Origin of the sequence: Klebsiella variicola, assembly GCF_000828055.2 — a bacterium.
In the GTDB taxonomy this organism is placed as follows: domain Bacteria; phylum Pseudomonadota; class Gammaproteobacteria; order Enterobacterales; family Enterobacteriaceae; genus Klebsiella; species Klebsiella variicola.
In genome coordinates this window covers 4,828,177-4,851,363 of the sequence record NZ_CP010523.2, presented here as the reverse complement: position 1 = coordinate 4,851,363, position 23,187 = coordinate 4,828,177, and the positions used below count along the sequence as shown (strand labels likewise).

Sequence of the window (23,187 nt, the reverse complement as noted above, 5' to 3'; positions counted from 1 at the left end):
CCGCCCGCAGTATTGCCGCTCTCTTACTCTTCGAAGTACCAGTAGCCCTGATTAATCAGCCGCGTCAGTTCGCTCACGAACGCCGGATTCTGCAGGCCGCTGCCGAGCTCTTCCTGACCTAATGAGGTATAGCGGCACAGCGCATCCAGCGCTTCGGCATCGGTGGTGTCCAGCTGTTCGCTATGCACGAAGAAGCTGTCGCCGATATGCAGAACGCGCAGGCCGCTCAGACGAGAAAGCTTTTCGCCGCCCAGCAGCGCATCGACCACTTCCTCTTCTTCATACGGTGGTTCCGCCGGCGCAATATCCAGCTCGTGACGCGGGGTGGTCACGAAACTGCCGAACCACTGCTTGAAGTCTTCCGGCTGGCGAATCATGTCGATCATCATGGTGCGCAGACGTTCGAGTTCATACTCCTCAACCCGGCCCGGATGCTCGCGGCAGGTGAGGTCCGGATCGCTGTAGTGCTCACCGCCAAGATCGTTCTCCAGCACATAGTCGGCGAAGCTGCTGATCAGGTCGCGACCGTTTGGCCCGCGGAAGCCGACGGAGTAGTTCAGTGCGGTTTCGTGGGTCACGCCATCGTGCGGGAATCCTGGTGGAATATAGAGGATATCGCCCGGCTGCAGATCTTCATCAATGATCGGCGGGAACGGATCGACGTGCAGCAGTGCCGGATGCGGGCAGAACTGACGCATCGGCAGCTTATCGCCCACGCGCCAGCGGCGGCTGCCCATGCCCTGAATAATAAAGACGTCATACTGATCGATATGCGGGCCGACGCCGCCGCCGGGGACGGAGAAGGAGATCATCAGGTCGTCCAGACGCCAGTCCGGCAGTACGCGGAACGGGCGCACCAGCTCGGCGGCGGGCATATGCCAGTGGTTTACCGCCTGGGCCAGCAGCGACCAGCCGGTTTCGCCCAGCCCGTCGAAATGTTCAAAAGGACCATTGCTGGCCTGCCATTTGCCATTGGTCAGGCTGACCAGCCGGCTGTCGACTTCCGGCTCCATGGCTAATCCGGCCAGCTCGTCCGGAGTAATCGGGTCGACGAAGTCCGGAAACGCGTTTTTTAATACCACCGGCTGTTTTTGCCAGTACTTCTCTAAAAACTCGGGCCAGTTAATGTTGAGTTGATAAGCCATCGATTATTACCAGTAAGAAGAAACGGGCCTGATTATAGAAACGGGGGCCAGGTGGGCGCTTTGTCGTGGGTCAAGAGTGGTGCTTAATTCACCATCGGCGCGATAATGGCGTTGGGTAAGAGAGAAAAATCACATTTTTGCCAAAAAACGATCTTAGCGTAAACGGCGCTGCAGGCCGCATGAACACTGGGATGGCGCCTTGAATGGTAAGAAGATGAATAAGCGAAAAGTTCAAATAATGAGCGGTCGATAAGATTTTTCTATTTTAACGCTTGCTACTTCCGGCGAACTCCCTATAATGCGCTCCCACTGACACGGCAGATGTGAATCACTTCACACAAACAGCCAGTTCGGTTGAAGAGAAAAATCCTGAAATTCAGGGTTGACTCTGAAAGAGGAAAGCGTAATATACGCCACCTCGCGACAGAGCGCTAAAGCGTGTCGCAACTGCTCTTTAACAATTTATCAGACAATCTGTGTGGGCACTCAAAGTGACATGGATTCTTAATGTCTTCGGACAATAAATGAATACCAAGTCTCTGAGTGAACATGCGTAATTCATTACGAAGTTTAATTCACGAGCATCAAACTTAAATTGAAGAGTTTGATCATGGCTCAGATTGAACGCTGGCGGCAGGCCTAACACATGCAAGTCGAGCGGTAGCACAGAGAGCTTGCTCTCGGGTGACGAGCGGCGGACGGGTGAGTAATGTCTGGGAAACTGCCTGATGGAGGGGGATAACTACTGGAAACGGTAGCTAATACCGCATAACGTCGCAAGACCAAAGTGGGGGACCTTCGGGCCTCATGCCATCAGATGTGCCCAGATGGGATTAGCTGGTAGGTGGGGTAACGGCTCACCTAGGCGACGATCCCTAGCTGGTCTGAGAGGATGACCAGCCACACTGGAACTGAGACACGGTCCAGACTCCTACGGGAGGCAGCAGTGGGGAATATTGCACAATGGGCGCAAGCCTGATGCAGCCATGCCGCGTGTGTGAAGAAGGCTTTCGGGTTGTAAAGCACTTTCAGCGGGGAGGAAGGCGATAAGGTTAATAACCTTGTCGATTGACGTTACCCGCAGAAGAAGCACCGGCTAACTCCGTGCCAGCAGCCGCGGTAATACGGAGGGTGCAAGCGTTAATCGGAATTACTGGGCGTAAAGCGCACGCAGGCGGTCTGTCAAGTCGGATGTGAAATCCCCGGGCTCAACCTGGGAACTGCATTCGAAACTGGCAGGCTAGAGTCTTGTAGAGGGGGGTAGAATTCCAGGTGTAGCGGTGAAATGCGTAGAGATCTGGAGGAATACCGGTGGCGAAGGCGGCCCCCTGGACAAAGACTGACGCTCAGGTGCGAAAGCGTGGGGAGCAAACAGGATTAGATACCCTGGTAGTCCACGCTGTAAACGATGTCGATTTGGAGGTTGTGCCCTTGAGGCGTGGCTTCCGGAGCTAACGCGTTAAATCGACCGCCTGGGGAGTACGGCCGCAAGGTTAAAACTCAAATGAATTGACGGGGGCCCGCACAAGCGGTGGAGCATGTGGTTTAATTCGATGCAACGCGAAGAACCTTACCTGGTCTTGACATCCACAGAACTTTCCAGAGATGGATTGGTGCCTTCGGGAACTGTGAGACAGGTGCTGCATGGCTGTCGTCAGCTCGTGTTGTGAAATGTTGGGTTAAGTCCCGCAACGAGCGCAACCCTTATCCTTTGTTGCCAGCGGTTAGGCCGGGAACTCAAAGGAGACTGCCAGTGATAAACTGGAGGAAGGTGGGGATGACGTCAAGTCATCATGGCCCTTACGACCAGGGCTACACACGTGCTACAATGGCATATACAAAGAGAAGCGACCTCGCGAGAGCAAGCGGACCTCATAAAGTATGTCGTAGTCCGGATTGGAGTCTGCAACTCGACTCCATGAAGTCGGAATCGCTAGTAATCGTAGATCAGAATGCTACGGTGAATACGTTCCCGGGCCTTGTACACACCGCCCGTCACACCATGGGAGTGGGTTGCAAAAGAAGTAGGTAGCTTAACCTTCGGGAGGGCGCTTACCACTTTGTGATTCATGACTGGGGTGAAGTCGTAACAAGGTAACCGTAGGGGAACCTGCGGTTGGATCACCTCCTTACCTTAAAGAACCTGCCTTTGTAGTGCTCACACAGATTGTCTGATGAAAGTAAAGAAGCAAGGCGTCTTGCGATTGAGACTTCAGTGTCCCCTTCGTCTAGAGGCCCAGGACACCGCCCTTTCACGGCGGTAACAGGGGTTCGAATCCCCTAGGGGACGCCACTTGCTGGTTCGTGAGTGAAAGACGCGTGCCGATGTATCTCAAAACTCATCTTCGGGTGACGTTTGAGATATTTGCTCTTTAAAAATCTGGATCAAGCTGAAAATTGAAACGACACATCTTTAATGGTGTGTTCGAGTCTCTCAAATTTTCGCGACACGATGGTGTTTTACGAAACATCTTCGGGTTGTGAGGTTAAGCGACTAAGCGTACACGGTGGATGCCCTGGCAGTCAGAGGCGATGAAGGACGTGCTAATCTGCGAAAAGCGTCGGTAAGGTGATATGAACCGTTACAGCCGGCGATGTCCGAATGGGGAAACCCAGTGCAATTCGTTGCACTATCGTTAACTGAATACATAGGTTAACGAGGCGAACCGGGGGAACTGAAACATCTAAGTACCCCGAGGAAAAGAAATCAACCGAGATTCCCCCAGTAGCGGCGAGCGAACGGGGAGCAGCCCAGAGTCTGAATCAGCTTGTGTGTTAGTGGAACGGTCTGGAAAGTCCGACGGTACAGGGTGATAGTCCCGTACACCAAAATGCACAGGTTGTGAACTCGAAGAGTAGGGCGGGACACGTGGTATCCTGTCTGAATATGGGGGGACCATCCTCCAAGGCTAAATACTCCTGACTGACCGATAGTGAACCAGTACCGTGAGGGAAAGGCGAAAAGAACCCCGGCGAGGGGAGTGAAAAAGAACCTGAAACCGTGTACGTACAAGCAGTGGGAGCACCTTCGGGTGTGACTGCGTACCTTTTGTATAATGGGTCAGCGACTTATATTCTGTAGCAAGGTTAACCGTATAGGGGAGCCGCAGGGAAACCGAGTCTTAACTGGGCGTTAAGTTGCAGGGTATAGACCCGAAACCCGGTGATCTAGCCATGGGCAGGTTGAAGGTTGGGTAACACTAACTGGAGGACCGAACCGACTAATGTTGAAAAATTAGCGGATGACTTGTGGCTGGGGGTGAAAGGCCAATCAAACCGGGAGATAGCTGGTTCTCCCCGAAAGCTATTTAGGTAGCGCCTCGTGAACTCATCTTCGGGGGTAGAGCACTGTTTCGGCTAGGGGGTCATCCCGACTTACCAACCCGATGCAAACTACGAATACCGAAGAATGTTATCACGGGAGACACACGGCGGGTGCTAACGTCCGTCGTGAAGAGGGAAACAACCCAGACCGCCAGCTAAGGTCCCAAAGTCATGGTTAAGTGGGAAACGATGTGGGAAGGCACAGACAGCCAGGATGTTGGCTTAGAAGCAGCCATCATTTAAAGAAAGCGTAATAGCTCACTGGTCGAGTCGGCCTGCGCGGAAGATGTAACGGGGCTAAACCATGCACCGAAGCTGCGGCAGCAACACTATGTGTTGTTGGGTAGGGGAGCGTTCTGTAAGCCTGCGAAGGTGACCTGTGAGGGTTGCTGGAGGTATCAGAAGTGCGAATGCTGACATAAGTAACGATAAAGCGGGTGAAAAGCCCGCTCGCCGGAAGACCAAGGGTTCCTGTCCAACGTTAATCGGGGCAGGGTGAGTCGACCCCTAAGGCGAGGCCGAAAGGCGTAGTCGATGGGAAACAGGTTAATATTCCTGTACTTGGTGTTACTGCGAAGGGGGGACGGAGAAGGCTATGTTAGCCGGGCGACGGTTGTCCCGGTTTAAGCATGTAGGCGGAGGTTCCAGGTAAATCCGGTACCTTTTAACGCTGAGGTGTGATGACGAGGCACTACGGTGCTGAAGTAACAAATGCCCTGCTTCCAGGAAAAGCCTCTAAGCATCAGGTAACATCAAATCGTACCCCAAACCGACACAGGTGGTCAGGTAGAGAATACCAAGGCGCTTGAGAGAACTCGGGTGAAGGAACTAGGCAAAATGGTGCCGTAACTTCGGGAGAAGGCACGCTGGTGTGTAGGTGAAGTCCCTGCGGACGGAGCTGAGACCAGTCGAAGATACCAGCTGGCTGCAACTGTTTATTAAAAACACAGCACTGTGCAAACACGAAAGTGGACGTATACGGTGTGACGCCTGCCCGGTGCCGGAAGGTTAATTGATGGGGTTATCCGTAAGGAGAAGCTCTTGATCGAAGCCCCGGTAAACGGCGGCCGTAACTATAACGGTCCTAAGGTAGCGAAATTCCTTGTCGGGTAAGTTCCGACCTGCACGAATGGCGTAATGATGGCCAGGCTGTCTCCACCCGAGACTCAGTGAAATTGAACTCGCTGTGAAGATGCAGTGTACCCGCGGCAAGACGGAAAGACCCCGTGAACCTTTACTATAGCTTGACACTGAACATTGAGCCTTGATGTGTAGGATAGGTGGGAGGCTTTGAAGCGTGGACGCCAGTCTGCGTGGAGCCAACCTTGAAATACCACCCTTTAATGTTTGATGTTCTAACGTAGGCCCCTGACCGGGGTTGCGGACAGTGTCTGGTGGGTAGTTTGACTGGGGCGGTCTCCTCCCAAAGAGTAACGGAGGAGCACGAAGGTTAGCTAATCCTGGTCGGACATCAGGAGGTTAGTGCAATGGCATAAGCTAGCTTGACTGCGAGCGTGACGGCGCGAGCAGGTGCGAAAGCAGGTCATAGTGATCCGGTGGTTCTGAATGGAAGGGCCATCGCTCAACGGATAAAAGGTACTCCGGGGATAACAGGCTGATACCGCCCAAGAGTTCATATCGACGGCGGTGTTTGGCACCTCGATGTCGGCTCATCACATCCTGGGGCTGAAGTAGGTCCCAAGGGTATGGCTGTTCGCCATTTAAAGTGGTACGCGAGCTGGGTTTAGAACGTCGTGAGACAGTTCGGTCCCTATCTGCCGTGGGCGCTGGAGAATTGAGGGGGGCTGCTCCTAGTACGAGAGGACCGGAGTGGACGCATCACTGGTGTTCGGGTTGTCATGCCAATGGCACTGCCCGGTAGCTAAATGCGGAAGAGATAAGTGCTGAAAGCATCTAAGCACGAAACTTGCCCCGAGATGAGTTCTCCCTGAGACTATAAGTCTCCTGAAGGAACGTTGAAGACGACGACGTTGATAGGCCGGGTGTGTAAGCGCAGCGATGCGTTGAGCTAACCGGTACTAATGAACCGTGAGGCTTAACCTTACAACGCCGAAGCTGTTTTGGCGATTTGAGAGAAGATTTTCAGCTCTGATTCAGAGTCCGAAGGATTTTGCGCTGAGACAAGGCGGCAAACGAGGCGATGGAAGGAGCATACATAAGTATGTGACTGACACTCGCGAGAGCAGCCAACGCAGTATGAGCGCAAAAGACACAGGACGAGCACAAAGAATTTGCCTGGCGGCACTAGCGCGGTGGTCCCACCTGACCCCATGCCGAACTCAGAAGTGAAACGCCGTAGCGCCGATGGTAGTGTGGGGTCTCCCCATGTGAGAGTAGGGAACTGCCAGGCATCAAACAAGTAAAAAGCCCATCCTGCCGGATGGGCTTTTTGCGTTTCAGTGGTCCGGCAACCGTGCCGGTATGTCTCCCCGGTGGCGCTGCGCTTACCGGGGCTACGGATTCGCACCCGCCCTGCACGACCTGTAGCCCGGACAAGGTGCGCAGCACCGCCTCCGGGGAAACATCCGGCCCGACCGCCGGGTTCGTTAACATCAGCAATACCTATCACATTAATAGGTTATCCTGCAATTGTCCTTACTAATAATATGGATTATATTCCCTGCGTGATGAATCAACGCATCATCTCTCCCGAGGGAGAAAAATAGAAAGCAACTCGCTTATTTCTCATCCTGTTAACTGGTTATAAATTCAATGAAAAAACCGCTAATTGGGATTCTGGCTTTCGCTTATGGACTAAGCTTACCTCTGTTTGCTGCTGATACCGCCACATTAACGCTCTCCGGGCGGGTGGTTTCAGAAACCTGCAGTACCGATATCGTCAATAAACAACCTCAGCAGCGTTGCGGAAAGAATACCTATCTTATTGCTTCGCAAAATAGCGTGACGAATGCTCGCGGCGTGATCACGCGGACGGTGAATTTACCGGATGATGCAAGTCGGAAAATAATTATTAGTAGTTACGATTAATATGATCTCTCTATTTCAGCGCCATTTTATTGTGCCTCGGTAAAATAATGGCGCTGCCTCTTCCTCCCGCAAAATAACGCACTTACGATTCAGAAAAAATATTTCCGTGACTGAATACTTCGCTCCCGGATGTATTGTGCCAAACAGTATGCTTCTTCCCTGTTTTTGTCTTAATGAGCTACATCATTAACACTTTGTTAACTTGATCTGGTTTATATGGCGGAAAATTTGTTATACAAAGGGGGATGATTGCCTGTATGGATGCTGCCCGAAATACCTTGCGAGACATATGCAGGTTATCGGCTGGCAATATGAGAATAGAAATGAAAATCCTGCTTAACTGGTCGCCACTGCGCCAGCTCTTCACTTACATTCAGGAGCGCTTTACCTTTCTGGTGCTGCTCTGCTGGCCAGCGATTATCTGGCTGTTCTGCCGGGTCGGCGTATGGCTTATGGATAACGTTTATGAACTGCTGGGGAAATCACCCGCCCAGTCCTTCACCGTTTATCTGCAGCCGTTTATGACCCCCGGCACGCTGCTGCGCATCTCCATCAGCTGGATTGTCTTATTGTTTATCCTGTTTAGTATGGCGATGGCCTTCACCTGGGGTTTACGTCGCTTTATGAACCGCCACAAATAAATCCCTGGGCCGCCGTAAGTCGACGGCCCTTCTTAAGCCCTTACGCCATCTCGCCAATAGTCTTACGAAAACGCAGCAACGCGATAGTAAAGAACACCCCGCCGATAGCCAGCAAGGTTAAGAACTGCGGCCAGACGATGGCAAAGCTGGCGCCACGGTACAGTATCGCCTGCGCCAGACTGACGAAGTGGGTGGTCGGCATGGTCAACATAATATCCTGTACCAGCTGCGGCATACTTTCCCGCGGCGTGGATCCGCCGGAAAGCATCTGCAGCGGCAGCAGCACCAGAATCATCAGCAGCCCCAGCTGCGGCATCGAGCGGGCGAGGGTGCCCATAAAAATGCCGATTGAGGTCGTGGCGAACAGGCTGAGCGCCACCCCCAGCATAAACAGGGGAATTGACCCCTCAATGGGCACCTGCAAAATCCCCTGCACCATCAGTATCAGCGACAACCCGGAGACCACCAGCACCACCAGGCCCATCGACCAGATCTTGGCCATCATGATTTCAAACGGCGTTACTGGCATCACCAACAAGTGCTCTATGGTGCCATGTTCCCGCTCGCGGATCAGCGCCGAACCGGTGAGGACGATCGCCAGCATGGTGATGTTATTGATGATCGCCATCACCGCGCCAAAGCGCTCCTGCTCAAGGTTAGGGTTAAAACGCATCCTTACCGCCAGCTCTACCGGCAGTACGCTGTTATCCCGATAACGGGCGACAAAGCTGTTGACTTCGCCACTGATAATATTCTGGATATAGCCGTTACCGGTAAAGGCCTGGCTCATGCGCGTGGCGTCGACGTTGACCTGGATTTCCGGCTGCCGACCGGCCAGCACATCGCGCTGGAAGTTAGGCGGGATGTTGATGGCGAAAGTGTAGCGCCCGGCATCCAGCCCGGCGTCCATCTCATCAGCGGTGATCAGCTCCGGCTCGAGAAACCAGGGACGGTAGAAAGCGTTAATAATGCGTGAAGAGAGCTGGGATTTATCCATATCAGCAACCGCGATCGGCGCCAGGTGCAGCGAACCGGGCATCACCGTGGCCGAGGAGTACACCGACACGGTAAACGCAAACACGATCAGCGCCAGCATCGCTTTATCGCCGAGCAGGCTGCGCAGCTCTTTGACGCCAAGATTATAAATATTGCGTAATCCGCGCATCATTCCTCCTGTTTCTTCAGCAGCAGCACGCTCAGCCCGAGCACCAGCGGCACCGCAAGCAATAGCGGAATGAACGAGCCCCACAAATCGCTGAGATTCAGCGCTTTGGAGAAGGTGCCGCGAGCGATAGTCAGGAAGTGGCTGGTCGGATAAATTTGCCCGATCCAGCGCCCGGGCCCTTCCAGCGACGCCACCGGATCGATCATCCCGGAGAACTGGGTTGCCGGGATCAGCGTAATGATCGCGGTACCGAAGATGGCGGCGATTTGGCTCTTCATAAAGGTTGAGATCAGCAGCCCCAGACCGGTGGCGATGGTGACATACAGCAGCGCCGCCAGGGTCAGCGTCAGAAAGCTGCCCTTATGCGCGACGCCAAAGACAAAGACCGACAGCGCGCACAGCAGGAAGAAGTTAAACATCCCCAGTACGATGTAAGGCAGCTGCTTGCCGAGCAGAAATTCACTGCGGGTGGTTGGCGTCACGTACAAGTTGATAATCGATCCGAGCTCTTTCTCACGGACTACGCTCAGGGCGCTGAGCATCGCCGGGATCATCATCAGCAGCAGCGGGATCACCGCCGGGACGATGGCCGGCAGGCTCTTCACGTCCGGATTATAGCGATAGCGGGTCTCGATGGAGATGAGCGAGGTATCGCGCTGTGGGCTGCTCTGGCGGCCGGCCATCTCCTGCAGCCAGGCGAGATGCATCGCCTGCACGTAACCGCGCACGGTTTCCGCGCGGTTGGGCATCGCGCCGTCCACCCAGACGCCGATTTGCACCGGTGTGCCGCGGGCGATATCGCGACCAAAGTTCGGCGGGATCTCTATTGCCACCGCCAGTTCGCCGTCACGCATCCGGCGGTCCAGTTCGTCATAGCTGTGCAGTGGCGCCTGCTCGATAAAGTAGCGTGAACCGGCTATGTTCTGCGACCAGCCCTGGCTGCTGAGGGTTTGGTCGCGGTCGAGGACGGCAAAGCGCAGATCCTCAACGTCCATGCTGATCCCATAACCCATGATAAACATCAGGATCACCGTCCCCAGCAGCGCCAGCGTCGATCGCACCGGATCGCGGCGCAGCTCCAGCGCCTCGCGGCGGCTGTAGCTAAACAGGCGGCGCAGGCTGAATGACTGGCGTGGGGACGCGTTCTGCTGGTGTGATACGACAGCAGGCGGTGCGGGCGTGGTAGAGACAGAAACGGTCGGTTGTGCGGCATCCGCCGCTTCCTGCAGCCAGGCGATAAACGCCTCTTCGAGGCTGGCTGAGCCACGTTGCTCAACCAGCGCCTGCGGCGTATCGCTGGCCAGCACCTTGCCGGCGTGCATCAGCGAGATGCGATCGCAGCGTTCCGCCTCATTCATAAAGTGGGTGGAGATAAATATAGTAACGCGATCCTGGCGCGCCAGGTCTACCATCAGCTGCCAGAACATATCGCGCGCCACCGGGTCGACGCCGGAGGTCGGCTCATCGAGGATCAGCATCTCCGGGCGGTGGATGACCGCCACCGCTAACGACAGGCGCTGACGGATCCCCAGCGGCAGATCGGCGGGAAGCGCGTCTTTAACCTCGGTCAGCATAAAGCGCTCGCTCATCTCAGCGACCCGGTGGGCTATTTCGTCGTCCGGGATATGAAACAGGCGGGCGTGCAGCTCGAGGTTTTGCCGAACGCTCAGTTCGCTATAGAGCGAAAAGGCCTGTGACATATAGCCCACCCGCTGGCGGGTGGCGATATCCTTCGGGTCGACCGGCTGGCCGAACAGCCAGGCTTCACCTTCGCTGGCGGGCAGCAGGCCGGTGAGCATCTTCATGGTGGTGGATTTGCCGCAGCCGTTAGATCCAAGGAAGCCAAAGATTTCGCCGCGGGCGATGCGAAAGTTAACGTGGTCGACGGCAACAAAGTTGCCGAAGCGCATGGTCAGGCCGCGCGCTTCGATAGCGATCTCTTCCTCACGGTCGTCGCGCGGCGGGATGATTACCGCCTTATGCGCCTGACGTTGCGCTTCAGGTAGCAGGGCGATAAACGCCTGCTCCAGGGTCTGGCTGCCGGTCTGGGCTTTGAGCTCCGCGGCGCTGCCGGTCGCCAGCACCTCGCCGGCATTCATCGCCACCAGCCAGTCAAAGCGCTCGGCCTCTTCCATGTAGGCGGTAGCCACCAGCACGCTCATCTCCGGCTGGCGCTGGCGAATACTGTCGATAAGCTCCCAGAACTGCGCCCGGGAAAGCGGGTCGACGCCGGTGGTCGGTTCATCGAGGATCAGTAATTGAGGGTCATGGATCAGCGCGCAGCACAGGCCGAGCTTTTGCTTCATCCCACCGGAGAGTTTTCCGGCGGGGCGATCGCGAAACGGCGCCAGCCCGGTGCTCTGCAGCAGCTCGTTGATACGCAGTTCGCGCTCTGCTTTATCGTGACCAAACAGGCGGGCGAAGAAGTCGACGTTTTCATACACCGAGAGGGTGTGATAGAGGTTTTTCCCCAGCCCCTGTGGCATCCACGCGATTTTCGGGCACACGTCGCGGCGGTGATGCACATCACGCATATCGCCGCCAAGCACCATCACGTTACCCTGTCCAATGGCCCGCGCCCCGGCGATCAGCGAGAGCAGGCTCGATTTGCCGACGCCGTCCGGGCCAATCAGACCAACCATACGCCGTGCCGGGATCGCCAGGCTGATATCCCGCAGCGCGATGGTGGCGCCATACTGCTGGCCAACGTTTTCCAGCAGGGCGACGGGGGGCGAGGTATCCTGCGGCGTCAGTTTCATTGCGGCAACCTCACCGTTAGCGCCTCAGGCCAGGGTTGTTGTTTATCCACCCGCACGTAAGCCATGCCGGGCAGGCCGGTTTTGACATATTCCAGATGCTGCGCCAGCAGCTCCGGCGGGATGCGCGCTTTGACGCGGAACATCAGCTTAAGGCGCTCGTCGCTGGTTTCTACCGTTTTCGGCGTGAACTGGGCGACGCTGGCGACAAAGCTGATGTTGGCCGGGATCACCAGATCCGGCGCGGCATCAAGGATCAAGCGCGCTTCGCTGCCGAGCGCCAGCAGGCCAGCCTGTTCGGTTGGCAGAAAGAAGGTCATATAGACATCGGCGAGATCGACCATATTCAGCACCCGGCCACCGGCGGCCAGGACTTCGCCTGGCTCAGCGACGCGATACTGAATGCGGCCATCACGGGGTGCTTTCAGCTCGCTATCGTCAATATCGGCAAGGATCCGCCGTTCGGTCGCCTGGGCGGCTTCGACGCGGGTTTGCGCCTGAATAATGCTGGTGCGGGCAGCTTCGATGGCGGCGCGGGCGGCAGAGACCTGGGCTTTTGCCGATTCCAGCGCCGCGCGGGCACTCTCTGCTGCCGCGCGGTCGTCATCCAGCTGCTGGGCGGAGACGGCGCCGCGCTGCGACAGGGCATTCGAGCGGACATGGCGTTTCGCCGAGGAATCCAGCTCCGCCTGGCGCTGCTTCACCACTGCTTCGCTGGCGCGCATTTCACTCTGCCGCTGATCGAGCAAGGCTCTGGCGGCGAGCACCGCGCTTTCCGCCTCCTTGATTTGTGCGGCGGCTTCAAGACGCTGCTCGTTCAGTACGCGAGTATCCATCCTCGCGAGGACTTCTCCCTGACGCACAAACTGGCCCTCTTTGACCAAAATCGTGTCGATACGCCCGGCGATTTTACTGGCAATATCGACTTCGGTGGCTTCGATTCGGCCGTTGCTACTGGCAAAACCGTCCGGGAGACCTGGCGGGCGCAGCAGCCACCATGCGGCGGCGGCGAGCACCACCAGTAAGCCGACAAGATACCCTGCCCAACGTTTCTTTATTTTGTCCATACGCGACTCGCTTGATTCCCTTTGCTGAGTGGTGCGCGTGTTTCCTCCGCCGAGCGGAGCGTCCTCCTTGCGAGGGACGAAAAGGTGGGGGTAAAGGCCGCTGACGCCGCGCTCTGCCGCGTCGATGCGCAGCCGATCGCTGTGCTACTTATGTGGTCATCATCAGCGATCCAGGCCTTAATGAAACACGCATAGTGAGAGCTACCGTCATCGCGATAGTAACATTCGTGGCGATGTTGTCCATACGAAGTGCATGGTCTTGTCGGTGCGTTAACAGAAATACCAACCGTCAGGATAAAACCGCGAAAACAGGGCGCCTGTTTTGTTATCTGGTTGCCCCCCGGTAACTACGATATGATTCCGCTCCTGGCATTGAGAAACATCCGACGAGTGCTTTAATTTCATGAATGAAGAAAGCCAAAAATATATCGCCGTGATTTTTAAGGAATGGCTACCGCTGTATGACAGCCTGACGCCGGACGTCCGTGCATTACTTAAAAAAATGGCCGATGAGCGATCGTCGATGTTAGCGACCCGCTTTTACGATTTTATTTTTCAGGATCCGGATATCGCCAGGCACCTCTCTTATGAGCTGGTTGAGGAACGTCTGAGCCGCTCTCTGGCGGGATGGGTACAGCAGATCCTGACCTGTGAAAAAGAGGATCTTCAGGCTCTTGCGGAGCGCCAGTATCAGATCGGCAGCATTCATTCGCGGATTGGCATCCCGGCAGAGGCGGTGCTGCGCGGCGCGCGGCAGATAAAATCCGGGCTGGTGGAGGCGATTCGTGACAGCCAGGTCGCGCGGGACACAGGGATAGCGGCTATCCATTACGCGATCATGGCGATGAATATGGCGGTGGAGATGATGTGTCACGCCTATACGCTGTCGCATTATCGGGCTACCAAAAATGAAGAAGCTTTTCGTCTGTACAGCCTGATGGATAACGTCCCGATGGAGTATGGCAAGCAGCAGGCATCGCTTTCGGGTTGGGAAAATAGTGCGATTTTTAATATCGTCAGTGAGAACAGGACGGACCTTAACGCAACGTTATTATCTGAATCCGAATTTGGTTTGTGGTTTCGCCATAAATGCGTTCGCTATTTTAACCACAATCCGCAGATGGGGGAGATTACTGAGTTGATCGGTCAGGTGGATGCGTTGATTACCGAATGGCGTACCGCGGAACAGGATGCTGGTTATAAAAATACTCAGAGCCTGCTGCAAAAGATCCATATCCATTGCCAGCACATCAGCAGCCAGCTGGGAGTGTTATTCAGTAGTCTGTCGCAGATGCAAAATGGCAAAGACGCACTGACCAACCTGCTTAACCGTCGCTATCTGCCGGTGGTGCTCAAGCATGAAGTCACCCTGGCGATTGAGTATGACCTGCCGCTGACGGTAGCGATTATCGATATTGATTTCTTTAAAGAGATCAATGACAAATGGGGCCATATGGTCGGCGACCGCGCCATTAAGCACGTAGCCGATCTGCTCAGCGATAATATTCGCTCCAGCGACTATCTCTTCCGCTACGGCGGCGAGGAGTTTCTGCTGGTGCTGGTGGAGACCCGTGCGGCAGAGGCTTCCCCTCTCCTTGAACGTCTGCGCAAAAAGATTGGCCAGCTGGCGTTTAACGTTGGCGGCGACACGCAGATCCCCATCACCGCCAGCATTGGCTTTGCCGCCCACACCGGTCACCCCGATTACAACCTGCTGCTGCGCGACGCCGATAACGCGCTGTATGCCGCCAAGCGCGAGGGGCGCAACTGCGTGAAGATGCACAAAGGCGGGGGATAAAACCGTAGCCCCGGTAAGCGTAGCGCGACCGGGGAAGGGCTCTGAAACTCAGAACAGCACCGGCAGCCCCAGCCCGCGCTTCACTTCATGCAGCGTCTGCTGCGTGAGCTGGTGGGCGCGTTCGCTGCCCTGACGCAGCAGCTCAAGCAGCATCCCTTTATCCTGAATATAGGTAGCCCGGCGTTCGCGGATTGGCGCCAGTAGCGCCTGCAGGCAGGTTTCCAGTTCATTCTTACACTGGCGATCGCCCAGCCCGCCGCGCTGATAGTGGGCTTTCATCTCTGCCACCAGCGCCTTATCGCTATGGAAAGCGTCGAGATAGGTGAACACCACGTTGCCGTCGACATGCCCCGGATCGCTGACTCTCAGGTGCGTCGGGTCGGTATACATCGCGCTGACCGCGCGGTGGATCTCCTCTTCACTGGCCGATAACGTCAGCGTGTTGCCCAGCGATTTCGACATTTTGGCATTACCGTCGACGCCCGGCAGGCGGCTCACTTCGCTGAGTAGCGCCTTACAGTGGCGCAGCACCGGCTCGCCGGTGAGGCTATTCATCTTGTGGACGATCTCGTTGGTCTGCTCAATCATCGGTAGCTGATCGTCACCCACCGGCACCAGTTCGGCCTTGAAGGCGGTGATATCGGCCGCCTGGCTAATCGGATAGGCAAGAAAGCCCACTGGCAGCGAACGGGCGAATCCCTTTTGGGCAATCTCATTTTTGACCGTCGGATTACGTTCCACGCGGGCGACGGTGACGATATTCATATACAGCGCGCTGAGCTCCGCCAGCGCGGGCAGAGCGGACTGCAGGCAAATAGTGGTGAGCCTGGGGTCGATGCCGACGGCCAGATAATCGGCCATGACTTCGAGGATATGGTGGCTGATTTTTTGTGGGTTGCTGCCGTTATCGGTGAGCCCTTGCAGGTCGGCGATCAGGATAAACTGCTGGTGGTCGTGCTGCAGCGCGACGCGCTGGCGTAGCGAGCCGACGTAGTGGCCAAGGTGCAGCTGGCCGGTCGGCCGGTCGCCAGTGAGGATGGTTTGCGAATGGTTCATCAGGGACTCCTTATCAGACTGTTCAGCCGAAAGACGTCCTGAAAACACCAAAGCCGCCTTCCGGCGGCTTTGAAAATGGAAACGTGTATCGTACCGCCTGTTATGCAGGCAGCCACCAACGACGGGGATAGGTAACGATAACGTTTCTGTTCATCTTTTTATCCTGCCACGAAATCACGGCGGGGTAAACCCGCCTCGTATTACATGGTCGAGAAGACGTTCATGATCACGCCGCCGGAGATAATCAGCGCCATGGCGATAATGGCCGCCAGGTCCGGTTTCTGCTTATAGAGGATCATGGAGCAAATCGTCACGCCGACGATACCGAAGCCGCACCACAGCGAGTAGGCTACGCCCACCGGAATGGTGCTCATCGCGCGGGTGAGGGCGAAGTAACACAGGCCGTAGGCGCAGACCACCAGCACCGAAGGCGCCAGTTTGCTGAAGCCGTTGGTTTTTTTGATCATCGAGGTGCCGGTGATTTCGGAGCCGATAGACAGCGCCAGCCATAAAAATCCGAGATTAAACATAGGGTATTCCTTTCCTGTTAGTTAGCGATGTTCTTATCCATGGAGGCGACTGGCGCGGCGGGTGCGGGCTCTTCACTCTCTTCCGAACCCATCTTCGAGAACAGGTTCATGATAACGATGCCGCTGGCGATCACCGCCATGCCGATGATGGCGGCGGTATCCGGGTGCTGGCCGTAAAACGCCATTCCCAGCGTCGAGACCACCAGGATACCGGTGCCGGACCAGGTGGCGTATGCGAGACCGACCGGAATATCTTTCACCGCCCTTGAGAGCGAGTAATAGCAGGTGCAATAGAGCGCAATCAGCAATACGAGCAGCAGCATTTTTGTGCTGCCTTCGCTGCTACCGAACATTTTTAACGTCGAGGTTGCCGAGGTTTCGGAGAGGATAACCAGCAGCATCCATAACCAGCATTTTGTTTTCGAAGACATCGTTAAGCTCCAGGTTCATAGTTGGGTAAGGTCATATCTTTCTGTTTTTTAAATAATCAATGGCCGCATCGGTCAGTTGCGCGTGCGGGGCCGCCGCCAGCGCCGGATTATTCACTATGTCTGTGACGGTGAGATAACGGCGCGGTTCGCTGCTGGCGGCAGGCGCGGTGGGCGCGTCCAGCGTCGTCAGCAGCTCATTCATGGTGCCGAGGAAGACGCCGCAGGCTTCCAGGCGAGTCAGCGTGGCCTGCAGATGTCCGGCGTAGGCGCTGTCGGCCTGCGCCCCGCGCAACTGGTTGAGTTCGCTGAGCGGATCGCAGTGGTAGCGCAGCGCCAGCACCGGGATCCCCGTCAGCAGCGCCTCGTGCGCGCAGCGGGCGAGCGGGCTGCGCAGCGTGCCGTTCAGCAGGTCTGAAGCCAGCGGGTAATCGAGAAACGGCAGCAGTACCGCCCGCCACGGCGCTGACGGCAGGGCATCCTGCCAGGCCGATGACGGGATAATCTCGCCCACCTCCTGCCACGCGGCGGCGTCGGCGAGACCCTCCTCTAGCGCGAGGCGCAGCGGGTAGCCGCAGCTTGCCAGGCGCTGGCGGATTGCCGTGCGGTAGCCGTCAGCGGCGGTCACCATCACCAGTACCGGCGGGCGCAGGCGCTGTAAAATTCGCGCGACTAAACCTTCAATCTGTTTGTCGGTCATGGCGAGCCTCCGTTAGCCGATGAGCGTCACCTGCGCGCCGTTTTTCAACCCTGCGGCATTGGCTTCTTCGGTATCGATGTGAAACTCCAGCGCGAAGTCATCGCGCACCCGCACCACCACTTCATCGAAAGTCAGCTGACGCTTGCCGTTGCTGCGCACGCTGACCTTCTGGCCATTGCTAACGTTGAGCTGGCGCGCGTCCTGCGGCGACATATGAATATGCCGCCAGGCGCAGATCACCTGCGAATGGAGTTCAACGTGGCCTGCGGGCCCAATCAGCAGCGCGCTACCGGCATTATCCAGCTGGCCGGACTCACGAACCGGCGCCTTAATCCCGAGCGTGAAACAGTCGGCGCGCGATACTTCCAGCTGCGAAACCGGGCGGGTCGGCCCGAGGACACGGACGTTGGTCAGCGAGCCCTTCGGCCCGACAACGGTCACGCACTCCTGGGCGGCAAACTGCCCCGGCTGGCGCAGCGGTTTAAACGGCGTCAGGCTGTAGCCTTTGCCGAACAACGCCTCGACGTCCTGTTGCGCGAGATGGACGTGGCGGTTGGAGATCCCCACCGGGATCGCCGGCGCCGTTGCGCTCAGGCGGGCGGCGATTTTTTCGCGAACCAGGGTGTCGATCATGACTTCTTCCCTTTCTTCAGCGCCGGATGTTTATCTTCCGTTTCGTTCGGGGCGGCAGGGGGGACGATAGGTTCCGGGGCGGAGATAACCACCGGTTCGGCCTTTTTTTGCTCGCGCGGCGGGTTGCCTTTGAGGTTGCTTAACGCTTCAACCACGCAGCGCTCCGGGCGGGCAATCACCAGCGACTTCACGGTGTGCTCGGCGCCTGCGACCGCCACGCCGCGTTCAATGGCGGTGTGGATGGCGCTGATCTCCCCTTCAAAGCAGACGCTCACCAGCCCGGAGCCTGGTTTGCGATAGCCAATGCAGGTCACTCCCGCAGCTTTACAGGCGGCGTCGACGGCCTGAATGGCGGCGACCCATCCTCGCGTTTCAATTACGCCTAAACTTTTCATGGTCGGCTCCTGTTAATGGCGGACTAAGCGAATATCAAAATCAAATTGCTGGAAGAAGGTTTCCAGCCGGTCCAGTTCGTCCGGTGTATAAGACGGGTCCTGGGTAATCGGGTAGGGCATATCCAGGCGTTCGTACTTTTTGCGTCCCAACTGGTGGTACGGCAGCATGTCGATGCGGCGGATATTTCCACGCTTCGCCAGCTTCTGTACGTAATCAATGGCGCCGGTAATGGCGTCGAATGAGTCGTTGTAGCCGCGAATGAGCGGCATACGCACAATGACGTTGGCACCGGAATCCACCAGCCATTCGAGATTGCGGCGGATCCCTTCGTTGCCGATACCGAGCATCGCTTTGTGGTGTTCGCTGTTAATCTGCTTTATGTCGAACAAGAAGGTGTCGGTGACCGGCGCCAGCTTCTGGTAGTTGGCAAGCGGGGTGGTGCCCTGGGTTTCGACAGCGGTGTTAATCATCATCTTTTTGCATTCGCTGAATAAGGCGACGGCAAAATCGGTCTGCAGGCTCATCTCGCCGCCGCCGATGGTGACGCCGCCGCCGGAGGAGATGTAGAAGTCGTAGTCCTGCATGATGATCTCCATCAGCTCGCTGACGGTGACGTCCTTGCCCATAATGTCCAGCGCGTTCTGGGTGCAAATCTCTTCGCATTTGCGGCAGCCGATGCAGTCTTTATTGCGGTCGACGAAGTGCTTCATTTCGCCGTTCTCTTCCGCCCGATAATGAATACCCGCCGGACAGACGCTGACGCAGTCGCCGCAGTTAATGCATTTGTCGTGCGAGAACATCACCTGGAACTGGCTGTTCAGCCCTTCCGGGTTGGCGCACCACGGGCAGCGAATGTTGCAGCCCTTAAAAAACACCAGCGTGCGAATGCCATCGCCGTCATAGATCGAATATTTCTGGATATTGAAAATTCGGCCCGTTAATTCTTGTTTTGCGATCACGCTTGCCTCCCGCTCCGTCCCGTTACGGGACGGAGAACTTCCGGTTATTTCTCAAATACAGCTCATTTAATTCTCTTTAAGAGAACTAGAACTTCTCAATCACCGTACGGCTGATGATCTCGTCCTGGACCTCTTTGCACAGCTCGACGAAGTAAGCGCTGTAGCCGGCGACGCGGACGATCAGGTCGCGGTATTTCTCCGGCTCCTGCTGCGCCTTCTTCAGCACTTCGTTATCGACATAGCTGAACTGCATCTGGCCATTGCCGAGAATCGAGGCGGTACGCAGCAGGGTAATCAAGCCGTGGCGACCTTCCGGGGTATCCAGCAGCCCTTTGAGGAACTTGAAGTTGTGCACCATACCGATGTTCATGGTCTCCACGTTCATCTTGCTGACCGACTTGATAATCGCCGTCGGGCCTTGTTTATCCGCGCCCTGAGTCGGGCTGATGCCGTCGGAGAGCGGCATCCACGCCAGGCGGCCGTTCGGCGTGGCGTTGGTCAGCTCGCCGATTGGCGTATTGTTGGAGATAGACAGGGTGCCGTGGCTGAGGGTCGAGTAGAGCATTTTGTACTTACGGCACTCTTTCTCGGTCCATTCGGTAATATCCAGCGCGTACTGGTCGACGTAGTTATCGTCGTTACCGTATTTCGGCGCGTTCAGGCAGTCGCGGCGCAGCGCTTCGTAACCTTCAAAGTTGGCCAGCAGCGCATCGCGGATCTGCTCAAGGGTGTATTTCTTCTCTTCGAACACCAGCTTGCGGATCGCCGCCATCGAGTCGACGTAGGTCGCCAGACCGGAGAAAATCAGCCCCGGACCGTGGTTGACCATCGCGCCGCCGGCGGCGACATCTTTGCCGCTCTCCATACAGCCTTCAACCAGCAACGACATCAGCGGCTTCGGCGCCACATCGCGGTGGACGCGCTGGCTGATGACGGTGCCGATGGCCGACAGGCGCACGATATGGGCGATCTGCTGTTTCACCGCCGCATCGAATTCGTCGAAGGTGCGCAGGTCGCGCAGGTCGCCGGTATCCAGCCCCTGATAGCTATCGAACAGCACCATCCGCCCGCGGTTGAGCACGAATTCGATAGCGATAGGCCACTGGGTGTAGCCGGTGGAGGTCCACTGGTAGATGCGCCCGGATTTCTGCGGCTCAACGCAGCCCATCAGGCAGTAATCGCGGGCGTCTTCAAAATCGAAGCCTTTGCGCAGCATCATCTTGATGTGGGAGTCATCGAAGTGGCAGGCCGGGAAGCCCATTCCCGCTTTCACCACGTCGACGATTTTTTCCATGTATTTCTGCGGCGACTGGTTGTGAATACGGCAGGCCAGCGACGGCTGGTAAACCTTCACAAAGCGCACGGCGTCCATAATCAGATAGGTCAGATCGTTACAGGCATCGCCCCCGCTACGTTTCTGGCCGCCAACGGTGAGGTTGATAAACGGCTGATAACCCGCGAAATATTTCGCGCCCAGCTCGCTCGACATCCACATCAGTTCGGCACATTTGATGATGAACGCCTGCAGCAGCTCCAGCGCGCTGTCGTGGGTCAGGCGGCCTTCGCGGATATCGGCTTCGAACATCGGGTAGCAGTACTGGTCGACGCGCCCCAGCGACAGCCCGGTCTGGTTCTCTTCGATTTCAAACAGTGATTCGACGGTCCAGATACTCTGCAGCGCTTCCTGCAGGGTCTTCGGCGGATTGGCCGGCACGTTTTCGTTGACGTCGGCGATGGTCAGCAACTCGGCGCGGCGCTGGGCGTTTTGCTCTTTAGCCGCCAGTTCGCGGGCGTGGGCGGCGATGCGGCGGGCGTAGTTGACCACCCCTTCACAGGTTTCAATCGCCGCTTTGTAGTAGTAGATACGGTCGATATCTTCCGGGTTTTCCATGCTCAGGCTGGCCAGATGCGCTTCGGCATCGGCTTTAATGCCGTTCATCCCTTTGGTGAACAGCAGCACGTCGTAGCCCGGACAGGTATCGCCGCCGCCGTTAATCTGGTGATAGGAGAGGTCGCTGACGAAGGTCTCGCCGCTGAAGGCCCAGACGCCGGCTTCACGGTATTGCGCTTCGCAAATCTCATCCAGCGAACGGCCTTCCCAGAATGGGACGATCTCTTCGCGAATGGTTTTTTTATCTGCTTCGCTGATCTCAAACGGATCCTGCGGGCGGGTGCTCATGGTGTCGAGCTCGTCGCGCACCCAGCGCCAGGCGATATCCGGCGAGAAGGCGCCCGCGCGCGGCTTGCCGCACGGATGGCCGACGATCAGCTCATCGTCCTGAATCAGAATCGGCGCGGTTTCGCAGGCGTGGCGAAAAGCTTTCGCCCGCAGCAGAATGGTCGGCATGCCCGGGTTGGCTTTGACCACTTCGGTAAAGGCCAGCGCGCGATAGATAGAGACGCTCGGGCGTACCGTCAGGTAGTGGTTACGCAGGCGCTGCATGCGCGGGGTTAAGCCTTCCATCACCGGCGTGTCGGCGCAGGCGGCGAACGGCGCGTGGCTGACCGGCTGTACGCCGCTAAACAGGCGCACCGGCAGATTCAGCGCGCTGAGGTTGCGCTGGGCGCTGATAAACATCGCCGAGAGTTCGTTCACTTCAGCATGGTCAAAAGCGGCGCCGCGCAGCATGGCGTCGAGCATCGGATAGCCGTCAATGGCGCAGGCGGCGCGGACTTCGCTCAGTTCCGCCAGCTTGAACCACAGGCACTCCACGATCTCATAGGCCTGCTGGGTATTCAGCGCGCCGCTGTTGATATCGCGTTGGAAGTAAGGCAGTAGCGCGATATCCGCCCCTTGCGGGTTAACCGCATAGCTGCCGTTGTCCAGCTGTAGCGCCAGCTGGAACAGATAGAATGCCTGGCAGGCTTCTTTGAAATTACGCGCCGGATGGGCCGGAACGTGGTGCAGAATGGCCGCGCTGTCGAGCAGCTCGGCTTTGCGATAAGCATTGGTTTCCGCTGCCGCCAGCTGTTCGGCGCTGTTGGCCAGATTTTGCGCCAGCGCCAGCAGGGCGTCGCAGGCGTAGATGGCGGCGCGGCAGCCATTGACTTCATCCATACCGCTGCGGCTGACCGCGCTACCGAGGGCGCGAGTTTTCTCTTCTAACTGGTGTTTAATCGCCAGCACGCCTTTTTCGACCACCAGTTTGTAGTCCGGTGAATCCAGATCGCTGTTGAGGTTGAGGAACTGGAACGCGGATGGGCGATGCGCGGCGCTTTCATCATGGAAAATCGCCCCGTGCGGTTTACGGGTCTGGTTACCGACGATCAGCTCGTCGGCGCTGATGGTCAGCGGCAGCTGGCGCATCAGTTCATAGAAGCGGCGCGCCGGTTTAACGGCGGCGGGAACGCCCGCGATGTCGCCATCAAGAGCGTTCAGCGTGGTGGCATGTTCGGTGCACAGCGTGCTTTTCTGGGCGAGTAAACGGTCTGCCAGCACTTTGACGCGCGGCGTTAAGTTGTAGTGTGCCATGAAGTATTCTCCAGATGTTCTTTTTCCGCGGCTGATGACAACCCGGTTGTGGATACAGTGTCCGTTTCTGCCGGGTGGCGGCTGACGCCTTACCCGGCCTACAAATAA

15 protein-coding genes, 1 tRNA gene and 3 rRNA genes are annotated in these 23,187 nt (G+C 56.9%); 7 read left to right on the top strand and 12 right to left on the bottom strand.

The window, feature by feature from the left end; translation table 11 throughout:
• Positions 1–23 precede the first annotated feature (23 nt).
• Entirely contained in the window at positions 24–1,145 is a 1,122-nt protein-coding gene (locus tag SP68_RS22715; protein ID WP_012542999.1) for a ribosomal protein uL16 3-hydroxylase, read from the bottom strand.
• A 592-nt stretch (positions 1,146–1,737) separates the two neighbouring features.
• On the opposite strand from SP68_RS22715, the gene SP68_RS22710 reads away from it, so the two are divergent.
• From SP68_RS22710 to SP68_RS22680, 6 genes are all read left to right on the top strand, one after another.
• Positions 1,738–3,277 (top strand): 16S ribosomal RNA (locus SP68_RS22710).
• Between the two features lie 85 nt (positions 3,278–3,362).
• Positions 3,363–3,438 (top strand) — tRNA-Glu (locus tag SP68_RS22705).
• Positions 3,439–3,629: 191 nt separating this feature from the next.
• A 23S ribosomal RNA gene (locus SP68_RS22700) occupies positions 3,630–6,533 on the top strand.
• Between the two features lie 191 nt (positions 6,534–6,724).
• Positions 6,725–6,840: ribosomal RNA gene (rrf, locus tag SP68_RS22695) — 5S ribosomal RNA — on the top strand.
• The 16S, 23S and 5S rRNA genes sit together here with 1 tRNA gene alongside, the layout of an rRNA operon.
• A 362-nt stretch (positions 6,841–7,202) precedes the next feature.
• Entirely contained in the window at positions 7,203–7,478 is a 276-nt protein-coding gene (locus SP68_RS22685) for a DUF2574 family protein (RefSeq protein ID WP_012542998.1), read from the top strand.
• Positions 7,479–7,801: 323 nt separating this feature from the next.
• On the top strand, positions 7,802–8,119 hold the full coding sequence (locus tag SP68_RS22680; RefSeq protein WP_012969041.1) for a hypothetical protein: 318 nt from the start codon (positions 7,802–7,804) through the stop codon (positions 8,117–8,119).
• Positions 8,120–8,159: 40 nt separating this feature from the next.
• Here SP68_RS22680 and SP68_RS22675 read toward each other — a convergent pair whose 3' ends face one another.
• The 3 genes from SP68_RS22675 to SP68_RS22665 are packed head-to-tail and all read right to left on the bottom strand — an operon-like array spanning position 8,160 to position 13,107.
• Positions 8,160–9,284 (bottom strand): ABC transporter permease, encoded by a 1,125-nt coding sequence (locus SP68_RS22675; protein ID WP_012542996.1) that lies wholly within the window; start codon positions 9,282–9,284, stop codon positions 8,160–8,162.
• Positions 9,284–12,043, bottom strand: a complete 2,760-nt coding sequence (rbbA, locus tag SP68_RS22670) for a ribosome-associated ATPase/putative transporter RbbA (RefSeq protein WP_040972696.1) — start codon at positions 12,041–12,043, stop codon at positions 9,284–9,286. Before rbbA ends, SP68_RS22675 begins: the two co-directional genes overlap by 1 nt.
• Entirely contained in the window at positions 12,040–13,107 is a 1,068-nt protein-coding gene (locus SP68_RS22665) for an HlyD family secretion protein (protein ID WP_008807610.1), read from the bottom strand. Before SP68_RS22665 ends, rbbA begins: the two co-directional genes overlap by 4 nt.
• Before the next feature lie 403 nt (positions 13,108–13,510).
• Here SP68_RS22665 and SP68_RS22660 point away from each other — a divergent pair, with 403 nt between their 5' ends.
• On the top strand, positions 13,511–14,905 hold the full coding sequence (locus SP68_RS22660) for a diguanylate cyclase (RefSeq protein WP_040972698.1): 1,395 nt from the start codon (positions 13,511–13,513) through the stop codon (positions 14,903–14,905).
• Between the two features lie 48 nt (positions 14,906–14,953).
• Here SP68_RS22660 and trpS read toward each other — a convergent pair whose 3' ends face one another.
• The 8 genes from trpS to cutC all read right to left on the bottom strand — a co-directional run bounded on the left by trpS (position 14,954) and on the right by cutC (position 23,079).
• Positions 14,954–15,961 carry a tryptophan--tRNA ligase gene (gene trpS / locus SP68_RS22655; protein WP_012542992.1) on the bottom strand — a complete coding sequence of 336 codons (1,008 nt, stop codon included), beginning with the start codon at positions 15,959–15,961 and terminating at the stop codon, positions 14,954–14,956.
• 200 nt (positions 15,962–16,161) lie between these two features.
• On the bottom strand, positions 16,162–16,491 hold the full coding sequence (locus SP68_RS22650; RefSeq protein ID WP_004204123.1) for a DMT family transporter: 330 nt from the start codon (positions 16,489–16,491) through the stop codon (positions 16,162–16,164).
• Between the two features lie 17 nt (positions 16,492–16,508).
• Positions 16,509–16,922: a DMT family transporter gene (locus SP68_RS22645; protein ID WP_023321997.1), complete on the bottom strand. Its 414-nt coding sequence runs from the start codon at positions 16,920–16,922 to the stop codon at positions 16,509–16,511.
• 31 nt (positions 16,923–16,953) lie between these two features.
• On the bottom strand, positions 16,954–17,619 hold the full coding sequence (locus tag SP68_RS22640; RefSeq protein ID WP_040972704.1) for a hypothetical protein: 666 nt from the start codon (positions 17,617–17,619) through the stop codon (positions 16,954–16,956).
• 12 nt (positions 17,620–17,631) lie between these two features.
• Positions 17,632–18,252: a phosphate propanoyltransferase gene (locus SP68_RS22635; protein WP_023296997.1), complete on the bottom strand. Its 621-nt coding sequence runs from the start codon at positions 18,250–18,252 to the stop codon at positions 17,632–17,634.
• A complete protein-coding gene (locus SP68_RS22630) occupies positions 18,249–18,647 on the bottom strand; it encodes a BMC domain-containing protein (protein ID WP_040972707.1) in 399 nt (132 codons plus the stop codon). Before SP68_RS22630 ends, SP68_RS22635 begins: the two co-directional genes overlap by 4 nt.
• 12 nt (positions 18,648–18,659) lie before the next feature.
• Entirely contained in the window at positions 18,660–19,607 is a 948-nt protein-coding gene (cutD, locus tag SP68_RS22625) for a choline TMA-lyase-activating enzyme (protein ID WP_032713216.1), read from the bottom strand.
• Between the two features lie 85 nt (positions 19,608–19,692).
• Positions 19,693–23,079, bottom strand: a complete 3,387-nt coding sequence (gene cutC, locus SP68_RS22620) for a choline trimethylamine-lyase (protein ID WP_022065979.1) — start codon at positions 23,077–23,079, stop codon at positions 19,693–19,695.
• Between the last annotated feature and the right edge of the window lie 108 nt (positions 23,080–23,187).

Coding starts and splice junctions, on each gene's coding strand:
- SP68_RS22715 (WP_012542999.1), bottom strand. CDS start 1,145: ATGGCTTATCAACTCAACATTAACTGGCCCGAGTTTTTAGAGAAGTAC.
- SP68_RS22650 (WP_004204123.1), bottom strand. CDS start 16,491: ATGTTTAATCTCGGATTTTTATGGCTGGCGCTGTCTATCGGCTCCGAA.
- trpS (WP_012542992.1), bottom strand. CDS start 15,961: ATGAACCATTCGCAAACCATCCTCACTGGCGACCGGCCGACCGGCCAG.
- SP68_RS22640 (WP_040972704.1), bottom strand. CDS start 17,619: ATGACCGACAAACAGATTGAAGGTTTAGTCGCGCGAATTTTACAGCGC.
- SP68_RS22660 (WP_040972698.1), top strand. CDS start 13,511: ATGAATGAAGAAAGCCAAAAATATATCGCCGTGATTTTTAAGGAATGG.
- SP68_RS22675 (WP_012542996.1), bottom strand. CDS start 9,284: ATGCGCGGATTACGCAATATTTATAATCTTGGCGTCAAAGAGCTGCGC.
- SP68_RS22635 (WP_023296997.1), bottom strand. CDS start 18,252: ATGATCGACACCCTGGTTCGCGAAAAAATCGCCGCCCGCCTGAGCGCA.
- rbbA (WP_040972696.1), bottom strand. CDS start 12,043: ATGAAACTGACGCCGCAGGATACCTCGCCCCCCGTCGCCCTGCTGGAA.
- SP68_RS22685 (WP_012542998.1), top strand. CDS start 7,203: ATGAAAAAACCGCTAATTGGGATTCTGGCTTTCGCTTATGGACTAAGC.
- SP68_RS22680 (WP_012969041.1), top strand. CDS start 7,802: ATGAAAATCCTGCTTAACTGGTCGCCACTGCGCCAGCTCTTCACTTAC.
- SP68_RS22645 (WP_023321997.1), bottom strand. CDS start 16,922: ATGTCTTCGAAAACAAAATGCTGGTTATGGATGCTGCTGGTTATCCTC.
- SP68_RS22630 (WP_040972707.1), bottom strand. CDS start 18,647: ATGAAAAGTTTAGGCGTAATTGAAACGCGAGGATGGGTCGCCGCCATT.
- SP68_RS22665 (WP_008807610.1), bottom strand. CDS start 13,107: ATGGACAAAATAAAGAAACGTTGGGCAGGGTATCTTGTCGGCTTACTG.
- cutC (WP_022065979.1), bottom strand. CDS start 23,079: ATGGCACACTACAACTTAACGCCGCGCGTCAAAGTGCTGGCAGACCGT.